Genomic DNA, 13,333 nt, shown 5'->3' on the forward strand with positions numbered 1-13,333 from the left:
ATAAAAGGCACTATGTGAATATCGGAGAGAAAATTTTACTTCTATTAAAAGAGGAAATTCCTGAGATAGAATATAATAGATATATAAAACATCTAACTTATGATACAAAAAAATCAACGGCTGATAACGCTATTTTTTATGTTCCAAACTCTCTAGTTTTAAGCTGGATTAAAAACAGATACAGTTCAAAGATAAAACATCTCTTTGAGATACAAAATTCTATAAAAGTAGATGTAAGTATTTTACTAAAAAATCAAGTAGAATCTAAAAAAGCTGAACAAAAAAGTGTACAAAAACAGCAACATTCACTACTAAATCCATCACACACTTTTGAAAATTTTATGGTTGGAGGCTCTAATCAATTTGCTTATGCTGCAGTAAAGAGTGTTAGTGAAAAAGCAGGTGTTCTTTACAATCCTCTTTTTATACATGGTGGAGTCGGACTTGGAAAAACTCACCTTATGCAAGCAGCTGGAAATGTTTTTCAAAATCAGGGTAAAGTTGTTATATATACAACAGTAGAGCAATTTTTAAATGATTTTATACGCCATGTAAGAAATAAAACAATGGAGAGATTCCAAGAAAAATATCGCAAATGTGACGTTCTTCTTATAGATGATATTCAATTTTTAAGCAACAAAGAGGGGATTCAAGAGGAATTTTTTCATACGTTCGAAGCATTAAAGGGTGTTGGAAAACAGATTATTTTAACAGCAGACAAGCATCCAAAAAAGATAGCAGGACTTGAAAAAAGGCTCCAAAGCAGGTTTGAACATGGACTTGTTGCAGATATACAACCACCAGAATTAGAGACAAAAATAGCTATTATAGAAAATAAGTGTAAGATAAATAAAGTTATTTTAACTAAAGATATAATCCACTACATAGCAACAGTTATAGAGAGTAATGTACGTGAAATAGAGGGTATTTTATCAAAATTACATGCATATTCACAACTTATGCATGTAGATATAGATTTACAATTTACGAAAAATGTACTAAAAGATCAACTTCAAGAGAATCGTGCAAATCTGACTCTTGACATTATTACTCAAAATGTTGCAAAAGATTTAAACATCAAACCAAGTGAAATACGCTCAAAAGGTAGAAGCAAAAATTTAGTTTACGCAAGAAGAATTGCTATATATCTATGTCGTGAATTAACTCAAAACACTATGCCACAACTTGCACAATACTTTGGTATGCAAGATCACACAGCAATAAGTCATACACTCAAAAAAATAGGTGAATTAATGCAAAATGATGAAGATTTTAAGGTAAAAATAGAAGAACTCACCAATAAAATTACATCATCTTCTTAAAAAATAAAAAAAAAGATATAATTACTTAAGTGAGTAGGTGTGAATGAAATTGTGTTGTCTCATCACATCTAAAAGACTCTGAAAATGGGGGTAGAGTGATGATATTCACATAATCACTCCCTCCTACTACTAATACTATAAAATTTATATAATAAATAGGAAATTAGATGAAGATAACGATACAAAAATCTATCATTGAAAATATTTTAATTCATTCACAACCATTCTTAGAAAAAAAAGATACATCTCAAATTACATCACATGTATTTATAGATGCTTCAAACAATAAGCTAACACTAAAAGCTACTGATTATGAAATTGGACTGATTGTTTCTACAGACAAATTAAATATCTCTCAAGATGGAAATGTTACTGCTAATGGTAAAAAATTGCTTGACATTGTTAGAATTTTAAAAGATGGTGAGATAAATTTAGAAGTTAAAAGTGATATTTTATATATTTCTCAATCACACTCAAAATTTAAACTTCCAACTTTTTCATATAATGAATTTCCTGTATTTCCAATGAGCGAAGGTAAATCACGAATTTTAATTGACTCTCATTCATTAATAGATTCACTTAAAAAAATAACACCCTCTATAGATATTAATAATCCAAAATTTGAATTAAACGGTGCTCTTATTGATATAAAACAAAATAATATTAATTTTGCTTCAACTGACACAAGAAGATTAGCAGTTGTAAATATAGAGAATCAAAGTAGCTCAGAGTTATCAATCATAGTACCAAAAAAAGCAATTGTTGAAATTCAAAAACTATTTTTTGATAATATAGAATTATATTATGATGAAAATTATTTAATAATTCACTCTAAAGAGTACACATTTTTTACAAAACTAATAAATGGCAAATTTCCTGAATACTCAAGAATAATTCCAAAAGAGATAAAAAATACTCTAATTTTACAAAAAGCTAAAATGATAGAAGCAATAAAGCAAATTACTACAATATCTACAGATGTAAAAATAACTTTTTTAAATGATACAGTAATATTTGAATCTCTTAGTGATGACAATATAGAAGCAAAAACAGAGATAAATTCTATTACAGGATTTACGACACCATTTACTATTGCTGTAAATAGCAGATATCTCTTAGACTTTTTAAATACAATCAACAGTTCTGAGTTTAATATTGGATTAAATGATAGTAATCTTCCTTTTGTATTGAATGATGGTAATTTTAAAACGGTTGTTATGCCAATAGTTATCTAATTTTTTATATTTTGTCCTTCTTAAATAAATTTATTAGGAAGTGATAAAAACCCCTTAAAATAGAACATCTCTCAGATATAAAACTTCTTTTTAGAATATATTAGATAAAATATCTCCAATTATGTAATAAAGTTATAATGGAGTATTGAATGGAAAATTACGGCGCTAGTAATATTAAAGTCCTAAAGGGATTAGAAGCAGTTCGTAAAAGACCTGGCATGTATATCGGTGATACAGGTCATAGAGGTTTACATCATCTAGTTTATGAAGTTATCGACAACTCAATTGATGAAGCAATGGCAGGATATTGTAATACCATAAACGTTACTTTGACAAAAGAGGGTACATGTAGAGTCTCAGATAATGGTCGTGGTATTCCTACAGATATGCATGAGGGCGAAGGTATGAGCGCTGCTACTGTTGTTTTAACAGTACTACATGCTGGTGGAAAATTTGATAAAGATACCTATAAAGTCTCTGGTGGTCTTCATGGTGTTGGTGTATCTGTTGTAAATGCCTTATCCTCTGATTTGAAAATGACTATTCAAAGAAATGGTGAAATACATGAACAAAATTTCAAAAAAGGTATTCCTCAAGAAGCTTTAAATGTAATTGGAACAACTAAAAAAACTGGAACAACTATAGAGTTTTCACCAGATCCTAGCATATTTACAGAGACTGTAATTTTTGAATATGAGTACTTAGCAAGAAGATTTAAAGAGTTAGCTTATCTAAATCCATTTATAACAATTATTTTTAAAGATGAGAGAACAAATGTAAAAGAAGAGTACCACTTTGAAGGTGGTATTGCTCAATATGTAACTGATTTAAATAAAAAGCAAGAGGTTGCAAAAGTTTTTGTTTTTAGTTCGAAAATAGAAGATATAGAGTTTGATATTTCACTTATGTATAACGATACTTATGATGAAAAAGTTTACTCTTTTGTAAATAACATTCGCACACCAAATGGAGGAACACATGAGGCAGGTTTTAGAGCAGGTCTTACTCGTGTTATTTCAAATTATAATACTCAAAATGGTGCAGCAAAAGAGAAAGATGTAAAAATTAGCGGAGAAGACACAAGTGAAGGTTTGATTGCTGTTGTATCAGTTCGTGTTCCTGAACCTCAGTTTGAAGGACAGACAAAAGGAAAACTTGGAAATACTTATGTTAGACCGCTAGTACAAAAAGCTACTTATGAACTTTTGAGTAAATATTTTGAAGAAAATCCTATTGAAGCAAAAGCAATAGTTGCAAAATCTTTAATGGCAGCGCGCGGTCGTGAAGCTGCGAAAAAAGCAAGAGAGCTAACTCGTAGAAAAGACTCTATGAGTGTTGGAACGCTTCCTGGAAAACTAGCAGATTGTCAAAGCAAAGATGCTTCTATATGTGAGTTATATCTGGTGGAAGGGGATTCAGCAGGCGGTTCTGCAAAAATGGGAAGAGATAGAGTTTTTCAAGCGATTTTACCACTTAAAGGTAAGATTTTAAATGTTGAAAAAGCTAGACTTGACAAAATTTTAAAATCTGAAGAGATTACTAATATGATCACAGCAATGGGCTGTGGAATCGGTGAGGAGTATAACGAAGATAAACTTCGTTATCATAAACTTATAATTATGACCGATGCTGATGTTGATGGTAGTCATATTCAGACTCTACTACTTACATTTTTCTTTCGTCATTTTAGAAGTGTTATAGAAAATGGGTATCTATATCTTGCTCAACCACCACTTTACCGTTATAAAAAAGGTAAAAAAGAGATTTATTTTAAAGATGATCGTGCAATGAATGACTTTTTGATAGAAAATGGAATAGAGTCATTAGAGGGTCAAAGCGTTGGACATAATGATTTACTCTCATACTTTAAGATGGTTGATCACTACAGAGGTTCTCTTGAAGCATTAAAAAAGAGATATGCTTTAGTAGAACTTATTCGTCATTTTATAGAAAACCCTGATTTAATTGGTCTTGATATTGATAACATGTACAAAAAAATAGAGGAATTTTTAGCACTTGGTGGAAACAATATTTTAACTAAAACTGTTTCACAAGATTCTATTCATATTTTTGTTCAAACAAAAGGCGGAATGGAGGAGTTACTAATAAATGATGACCTATTTGGAGCGCCTCATTTTGCAGAGGCTAGCTTTGTATATAGAAAAATTAAAGAGTGGAATTTAGACTTTAATGAAGATATTTTAGTAGTTTTAGACAATATTATTGAATATGCAAAAAAAGGCTCATATATTCAACGTTATAAAGGTTTAGGAGAGATGAATCCAGATCAGCTTTGGGAGACAACAATGACTCCTGAGAATCGTGTTTTGCTGCAAGTTACGATTGATGATGCGGAACTTGCAAGTGATACGTTTACACTATTTATGGGTGATGAAGTTGAACCTCGTCGTAACTATATAGAGACACATGCTAAAGATGTTAAGCATTTAGATGTATAACGTCAAAAGATTTAGGAGTTAATTATGAAATACGGTGAGAAAATAGTTAGTGAATTTGACGTAGAAAAAGATTTAGAAATTTGGCCTAATGAGCATAAAAGAGATTATCTTATAAAGATGACTCTTCCTGAGTTTTCGTGCCTTTGCCCTAGAAGCGGGTATCCTGATTATGCAACAATATATTTGGAATATACGCCAAATGAGCGGGTTGTTGAACTTAAAGCAATAAAACTTTATATAAATTCATTTAGAGATAGACATATTTCACATGAAAATAGTGCAAATGAGATTTATACTGTTTTGGAGAGAAAATTAAAACCAAAATATATGAAAATAGTAGCTGATTATAACCCAAGAGGAAATGTTCATACTGTTATTGAGATAGATAGCTCAAAGCTTTAAATATCTCTTTAACCAAACTATAGCTTCATCATAAGTTTTAAATTTGCCATGAAGCTGTTCTTCGTAAGCATCATTTAAAATTTTACTAAACTCTATAGATGGTTTTACTCCATTTTTTATTAAATCTCGCCCTTGTAAAATAGGAGTGAGTTTGTTAGTAAATACACCCAATTTTTTAGCTTTTTTTAAAATTAATTCACCACTTTTATAGATAGTTTGAGGATTATTTGCATAATAAATAGAGCTACTTAAGATTAAGAGTTCTTCTATATTTATCATAGTTGCAAGTTTGTATATAAAATATTCATCAATCATATCTAAACTAACTAAAGAGATATAATTATATACTTCTACTAATTTTATAACATCTCTGCATAACTCTTTTTCATCTGTTAAACGATTTAAAATGAGTTCAAGCCCATCTTTAGCGGCTTTATAATATAGTCCTGCTAACATCAAAACTAAATTTCTTTTAGAAGAAGTTGTTAGCTGTTTTGCTATTTCATCTATTACATATAGGTTATTGCTATATATTTCAAGTCCAAATTCACGTAGAAGTGTAAAACCAATAGATGGTTTTTGTGACTTTAAAAGAAGTTTTTTAAACTCTTCAAAAACTCTCTCCTTTGGCAACTGAGCTAACAAAGCGTGTGAGACCATCTCTTTACATGTTATAGCTAAGTTATACTCTATACTTAAATTAAATCTTGCGCAAAACTGAGCAGCTCTTAAGACTCTTAATGGGTCTTGCGCAAAACTCTCTAAATTAACCGCTCTGAGTATTTTGTTTTTTAAGTCATCAATACCATAAAAAGGATCTAAAAGTTTTTTTGAAACTACATCATATCCTATAGAGTTAATTGTAAAATCTCTTCTAGAGGTAGCTGTTTTAAAATCTAATTTATAGTAAGTTTTTACATTAAATCCACGATGCCCTGAGGATATTTTATTATCCATTCTTGGAAGTGAAAAATCTAAATCATAACCAACAAACATAAGCTTGCAAACACCAAAACTTTTTCCAACAATGTTGATTTTGCCAAATTCTTCTAAAATCTCTTCTAAAATTTCAAATGAACTTACCCCATAAACTTCTATATCTATATCTTTTGATTCAAGAAAAAGCAATGAATCTCTAATAAATCCACCAACAATTATAGGCGTAATATTATGCATTATTAGCTTATTAAATATCGCATCTAAAGCAATTGGATAGATAAGCATAAAGTTTCCAAATATGAGTATTTTAATAAAATTTATAAATTTATTAACAAGTATATCACTAATTTTACGAAGATATAATTTTTTTTTGGATACAATCGCAAAAATTTTTAATCTTGGTTTTATGTTATTTTAACTATGCCAAAGAAGGACGCCTCGTGCAAAAAATCAGAAATATAGCAGTTATCGCTCACGTTGACCATGGTAAAACTACACTTGTAGATGGATTACTAGAGCAATCAGGAACATACGGTGCACATGAACAACATGATGAAAGAGCAATGGATTCTAATGCACTAGAAAAAGAGCGTGGTATCACAATTCTCTCAAAAAATACAGCAATTCGTTATAAAGATTACAAAATAAATATAATCGATACTCCAGGCCACGCAGACTTTGGTGGAGAAGTTGAACGTGTTTTAAAAATGGTTGATGGTGTTTTAGTACTTGTTGACGCTTATGAGGGTGTTATGCCTCAAACTAAGTTTGTTGTTAAAAAAATGCTTGCACTTGGAAAAAAACCAATTGTTGTAATCAATAAAATAGATAAACCATCAGCAGATCCAGAGAGAGTTGTAGATGAGATGTTTGACCTTTTTGCTGCTATGGATGCAACTGAAGACCAATTAGATTTCCCGATTATTTATGCTGCTGCACGTGATGGTATTGCAAAGCTTGATATGTCTCATCCTGATGGAAACTTTGAGTGTATTTTTGAGACAATTCTTAGCCAGATTCCTGAGCCAGTGGGTGACAAAGAAAATTCTACTCAAGCACAGGTATTTACGCTTGATTATGATAACTATGTTGGTAAAATCGGAATTTCTCGTATATTCAATGGTGTTATTAGAAAAGGTGACAACATCATGCTTGCAAAAGCGGATGGTGAGATGGTAAAAGGAAAAATTTCTAAACTTATTGGTTTTCATGGACTCAACCGTATGGAAATTCAAGAGGCTGAAGCTGGTGATATCGTTGCATTTGCAGGTTTAGAGACTGTAGATGTTGGAGATACTATTTGTGATTCTAAAAATCCTATGCCTCTTGATCCTATGCATATCGAAGAGCCTACACTTACCGTTGTATTTTCTGTAAATGACTCTCCTCTTGCAGGTCAAGAAGGAAAACACGTTACTTCAAATAAACTCAAAGATAGACTTGAAGCTGAGATGACAACAAACGTTGCTATGAAACTTGAAGTTGTTGGTGAGGGTAAATTTAAAGTTTCAGGACGTGGTGAACTTCAAATCACAATTCTTGCAGAGAATATGCGCCGTGAAAACTTCGAGTTTGGTGTAAGTCGTCCAGAGGTTATCGTAAAAGAGATTGAAGGCATTAAATGCGAACCATTTGAGCACCTTGTAATAGATGTTCCTGAAGAATTCAGTGGTGCAGTAATTGAGAAACTTGGAAAGAGAAAAGCTGAGATGAAATCTATGATTCCTATGGGACAAGGTTTCCAAAGAATTGAGTTTGAGATTCCTGCTCGTGCACTCATTGGTTTTCGCGGACAATTCCTAACAGATACTAAAGGCGAAGGTATTATGAACCACTCTTTCTTAGAGTTCCGTCCATACAGTGGCAGTGTTGAGTCAAGAACTTATGGAGCACTTATCTCTATGGAGAATGGTGAGACTTTAGCATATTCACTATTTAATATCCAAGACCGTGGTGTTCTTTTCATTGGACCACAAACTAAAGTTTACGAAGGTATGATTGTTGGTGAACATTCACGTTCAAACGATTTAGTTGTTAATCCGATTAAAGGTAAGGCGCAATCAAACGTACGTTCAAGCGGGGCTGATGAAGCGATTAAACTAATTCCATTCCGTGACATGTCACTAGAACGTGCACTAGAGTGGATTGAAGATGATGAACTTTTAGAGATTACTCCAAAGAGCATCCGTATTCGTAAAAAATACTTAAGTGAAAACGAGAGAAAAAGATATAGCCGCAAATAGATTTTAGACTTTTACATGTAGTTACATGTAAAAGCTCCTTTAATTTTAATGTCGTTAAAGTTATACTCCAATTCAAATTCAGAATCATCTCCTAAAATAAGATTACTTTATAAATAATTATAATATTATGTTATAAAAGTTGCAAATATGAAAATTTATATCTTACTGCTCTCATTATCTATACTCAACGCAATAGAATTACCTTCGATAGCAATAGAGTCTTCAAAATTAGGTGATACTCTCAAGGATAGCTCAAATAGTATCAACACCTTGGATAAAAACAAACTTGAGATGTCAAATATAAAAGAGATTAAAGAGCTCTCATCACTCATATCAAATACAAATATATCTGGCGTTGGTAACAGAACTGATAAAACAATTACCATGCGTGGTATTAGCAACTATGTAACTTACGAGAGTAATGTTGCTATGTACATTGATGGTACCCCTGTGCCATTTAGTTATGGTTTTGGTATGGTTGATATGAATAATGTCGAAAATATTGAAGTTTTAAAAGGTGCTCAAGGAACACTCTTTGGTAAAGGAGCTGAGTCTGGTGTTATAAATATCTACACAAAAGCTCCCACCAAAACATTTCAAAGCAGAGCCTCAATCGATTATGGATCTTATGATACGCAAAAGTTTTACGGGTTTGTGTCAGCCCCTATGTCAAATGAAGATATAACATATTCACTCTCACTTACAAAAGAGAGCAGTGATGGTTTTTCTACAAACGAACTAACTCATAGCAACTTTGATGATAAAGATTTTAAATCACTCTCCGCCAAACTTCGCTACAACCCAAGCACTCCTCTTGATGTCTCTTTAAATTACACAAAAAGTCAAAGCGATGATGGCGGTTCAGCATTTAAAATAAATACAAAAAGTAACCCGTTTTCCATAGATAATGAACCTACAAATGATTACGTAAAGATGGACACAGACATGCTCTCACTTATACTCAAATATAAAGAGAGTGATTATACTTTTACATCAGCTACAACTTATGCAAAAAACTCAAGTACTAAATATAATTATGTTGCCATTCGTGGTGGATTAGATATGGATTTTGACATAGAGATAGAAGAGATTACGCAAGAGTTTAGATTGAAACAAAATTTTGAAAACAGTGACTTTCTCATTGGCTTGTTTTATAGCGACAAGCTAAAGTTTGATTATAAAGAGAACCAAACATTTTTAACTCTTTATCCAGTACCTGTTTTAAGTAAAAATTCTTTAGAAAATCCAGATGAAAATATAGCTCTTTTTTCTCAGTATAGATATTATATAGATGAAAAATATTCTGTAATGGCTGGTCTTCGTTATCAAACAACAAAACGCTCTTTTTCTCGCACTATGAACAACTTTGCAGCGGCTTCTACAAGCGTAGAAGGAGAAACAACATGGACTCATGTTTTGCCAACACTATCATTCTCCTATTACGCAGAGGATGATTCGCATACCTATCTTACTTACGCAAAAGGGTATCGTCCCGGAGGGTACAACTACAGAACTTCAGATGCCCTCACTCCGTTTAAACCTGAGACTACAAACTCTTTAGAACTTGGACATAAAAGAGTGCTAAACAGTTCCACAACATTTAGCAGTGCACTTTTTTATAATCTCATTGATAATCTTAGAATCAATACATTCGATAATAATTTAGCAACCATAACATTAAGCGCAGAAAAAGCGTACAGCTATGGTGCAGAAATAGAAGTAAACTACAAAGCAGATAACTTAAATATATTTATGACATGTGGAGTTATAAAAACAGAAATATCAGAATCCAAAGATTCGCCTCAATACGAGAGAAACAATATAATTGATGTCCCAAATATAACAACAAGCATCGGTGCAAAATATATGTTTACTCAAAACTACCATATACAATCCGATGTAAAATATATGGGGGAGCGTTATTACAATGCCTCAAATTCTGCAAAAGAGAGCGGATACGCTACGGCTAATATTGGAATTGGTTACAAAAAAGATGGCTGGAGCGCGCTAGTTTATGTAGATAATATATTTGACAAAAGGTATGTAGATTTTATGATTTTTCACACCATCTAATAATTATTATCACTTTGGCAATCCAAGAGTTTTAGGTTTTAAAGTGAGTAAGAGTCTTTAGCACATATTACAAAAGTGGCCCCTCCAAGTTCATTTTTATCATTTTGAAGTATAAGATTACCGCTTAATTTATCTGTTACGAGCTTTTTAGCTACAAACAAACCACTTCCTAGTCCGTTAGTGGTAGTAATATATGGACAAAATATTTTATGAGAAATCTTTTTATCTACGCCACCGCCATTATCTTTTACATAAAATTTGTAACTGCCATCAACTTCTTTTGTAATGAAAAATTCTATTTTTGGATTTTTAATATCTCTTTGTTTAAAAATATTTAGGCTATTTGAGATTAAGACAAGTAAAATTTGACTAAGTGTTGCTCTGTTTGCTGTGATATAAACATCACGATCAATGTTTTGTATCTCAACATGCTGAATATCTTTTTCAAAATAACGAAACACATTTGTGATTAATTCTTTGATATTGAGAGGTTCTGTACTACTTGTGTTGCTTAAATATCCATAAACTTCAGCGGATATTTTTGTTAGATTCTCAGTTATAGTTTCGAGCTCTTTTAATTGGCTTTGATACTCCTCTTTATTTATCTCTATATTTTTATCATTATATGCTTTTAGAAGAGTTACTAGAGTGCCTAAATGGTTAAGTGGACTTTTCCATTGATGGATAATATTTGAAGTGTAACTTCCCATGTAGATATATCGTTCGTAGAGTTTGGCAATATTTTGGTGAAACTCTTTTTCTTTTAGCTCTTTATTGATTCGATAACTCATACCAATTGTAATAAACAAAGCCTCCATAATTACAAAAAAGGAGGAAAGCATTGCAGCTTGAAGTCCCATACTAATCGAATCTGAGTTAAGTATTAAGACTAAGTATATAACCCTAAAAATCACAAATATCTGAGATAAAAAGTAAAACAATGAACCTGTATAATTTTTAGATATTATGTATATTGAAACAAGAAAGATTACAATCCATATTGCAGTAGCAGAAACTAATATATATTTTGCATTTTTAAGAATATCTTGGTTCCAATAACCAAATATAAAATAAGATCCTATAAGCCCATAGATGATTGAAATAGTGATGAGTATATACGTTAGTTTTGGTGTTTTTTCTTTTAATGAAAATAGAAAAATTGGATATAAAATATGAAATATTAGTGCCAATGGCATAGTCGTATAAAGCATAGTATCTACTAATTTATAGTCGTCTGTTAGATTTAGATAGTATAAAAAACCATATATTCCAAGATTATTTATCGTAACAAATATTACATATAAACTATGTATTAAAAAAGATTTTTCTTTTAATCCAAAAAAGTTAACAATATTGTATAGGACAAGCATCAGCATTACGCCACTAAAAATACTCCACCAAACTACTTGCCATTTAGATTGAGTTAAAAAAGTTTTTTCAAAAAATATTTCATAATTTGTATCTAGTACACCAGAGGTAGTGATTTGGCTTACTATTTGAAGTTCTTCTTTTGGCTGTATAGTGATTTTTACTGCACTATTGATACTTTGTATGGGTCTTTGTGCAAGTGGAAGCCTATCTCCCATAAACCAATGATTTATTACCTTTTTCTCTTTTAGCACCCAAAAATCTATATTATCAGTGCCCAGTCTTGCATGTCGCAAGAAGAGAGTTCTTGTCTCATTGGAGTCATTAAAGAGAGTAAATTTCACAACTGCTATTTTATTTATCCAACCAAAGAAACTCTTTTTACTTTGAATCCAATGCAGTTCATTACTAAATGCTAAATCAATGCTTGGTAGTTTAGTATCAATCAAGCTAAGCTCTTGAAAAGGAGCAGTTTTGATACCATCGTTTATTTGACTTATATTAATCGTTGTAGCAGCAAAGATATTTGTAAGTAAAAACAGTAAAATAAATAATAATTTCATTCTATATAGTATCCGTAGTTTTGATGATTTTGTATAATCTTTTTATCGCCAAGTTTTTTTCTAAGTCTCAAGAGTAGATTTCTAAGAGCTGCATTTGTTCCTTCCGTGTCTTGCCATAACTCTTGCATTAAAAATTCTTTTGACACTACTTTACCTTTGTCGTGTAGTAAAATCTCTAGTAATGAACTCTCTCTATGTGATAATTTATGAACTTCCTCTTTGACGGAGAGCTCTTTTTTATAAAAGTTAATTATGATGTTCTTAGATATTAAAATATTGTAGTGTAAATTTTTCTTTAATTTTTGAGCGCATATTTGTAAAATTGATTCTAATTTATCAAGAGAAATAGGCTTTTCAAGATAGTCAATAAGATGCAAACTGGCTGCTTCTTTGAGATACTCTAGTGTTGCAAACGAGGTCAAAATAAGTATTTCAATACTTTCATCAAACTCTTTTACCTTTTTTGCAAATTTTAATTCGTTCATGCCAGGCAGTTCAATATCGCTGATAATGATAGATACACTGTTTTCTTGTATAAACTCAAAAGCAGACTCCGCATCTTCAAAAGAGTGGACTTCTTTGAAGTAGAGTTTTAGAAGTTTAAACATATTACTAGAAATATTTTTGTCGTCATCAACAATGATTGCATTATAACTTTTTAATATTTCCATTTATAACCTATTGTAATCTTTCTCTTTTTAACATAATACCATTTTCATTGTCTCATAG

General features: G+C 31.3%; 9 protein-coding genes. 6 read left to right on the top strand and 3 right to left on the bottom strand.

The annotated features are described in order from the left end of the window. Positions 1-14 precede the first annotated feature (14 nt). The 4 genes from dnaA (at position 15) to queF (ending at position 5,418) form a co-directional block, all read left to right on the top strand. Positions 15-1,322, top strand: coding sequence for a chromosomal replication initiator protein DnaA (gene dnaA, locus SUDEN_RS00005; RefSeq protein WP_011371637.1), 1,308 nt, complete (start codon positions 15-17; stop codon positions 1,320-1,322). A 167-nt stretch (positions 1,323-1,489) separates the two neighbouring features. Then, complete coding sequence (gene dnaN, locus SUDEN_RS00010) at positions 1,490-2,557, top strand: DNA polymerase III subunit beta (RefSeq protein WP_011371638.1); 1,068 nt, start codon at positions 1,490-1,492, stop codon at positions 2,555-2,557. Positions 2,558-2,706: 149 nt separating this feature from the next. Further along, positions 2,707-5,016 carry a DNA topoisomerase (ATP-hydrolyzing) subunit B gene (gene gyrB, locus SUDEN_RS00015; RefSeq protein WP_011371639.1) on the top strand — a complete coding sequence of 770 codons (2,310 nt, stop codon included), beginning with the start codon at positions 2,707-2,709 and terminating at the stop codon, positions 5,014-5,016. A gap of 24 nt (positions 5,017-5,040) precedes the next feature. Continuing rightward, a complete protein-coding gene (queF, locus tag SUDEN_RS00020; protein WP_011371640.1) occupies positions 5,041-5,418 on the top strand; it encodes a preQ(1) synthase in 378 nt (125 codons plus the stop codon). On the opposite strand, the gene SUDEN_RS00025 is transcribed toward queF, so the two are convergent. After that, positions 5,407-6,642, bottom strand: coding sequence for a CCA tRNA nucleotidyltransferase (locus SUDEN_RS00025; RefSeq protein WP_011371641.1), 1,236 nt, complete (start codon positions 6,640-6,642; stop codon positions 5,407-5,409). The two genes, queF and SUDEN_RS00025, sit on opposite strands and share 12 nt — an antisense overlap. Positions 6,643-6,797: 155 nt before the next feature. On the opposite strand from SUDEN_RS00025, the gene typA reads away from it, so the two are divergent. Beyond that, complete coding sequence (typA, locus tag SUDEN_RS00030) at positions 6,798-8,600, top strand: translational GTPase TypA (RefSeq protein WP_011371642.1); 1,803 nt, start codon at positions 6,798-6,800, stop codon at positions 8,598-8,600. 147 nt (positions 8,601-8,747) lie between these two features. Continuing rightward, positions 8,748-10,673: a TonB-dependent receptor gene (locus SUDEN_RS00035; protein WP_011371643.1), complete on the top strand. Its 1,926-nt coding sequence runs from the start codon at positions 8,748-8,750 to the stop codon at positions 10,671-10,673. Positions 10,674-10,711: 38 nt separating this feature from the next. Here SUDEN_RS00035 and SUDEN_RS00040 read toward each other — a convergent pair whose 3' ends face one another. Next, on the bottom strand, positions 10,712-12,604 hold the full coding sequence (locus tag SUDEN_RS00040; RefSeq protein ID WP_011371644.1) for a 7TM diverse intracellular signaling domain-containing protein: 1,893 nt from the start codon (positions 12,602-12,604) through the stop codon (positions 10,712-10,714). After that, positions 12,601-13,275 carry a response regulator gene (locus SUDEN_RS00045; RefSeq protein WP_011371645.1) on the bottom strand — a complete coding sequence of 225 codons (675 nt, stop codon included), beginning with the start codon at positions 13,273-13,275 and terminating at the stop codon, positions 12,601-12,603. Before SUDEN_RS00045 ends, SUDEN_RS00040 begins: the two co-directional genes overlap by 4 nt. Between the last annotated feature and the right edge of the window lie 58 nt (positions 13,276-13,333).

The sequence above is a fragment of the Sulfurimonas denitrificans DSM 1251 genome, from assembly GCF_000012965.1.
Classification (GTDB): Bacteria; Campylobacterota; Campylobacteria; order Campylobacterales; family Sulfurimonadaceae; genus Sulfurimonas; species Sulfurimonas denitrificans.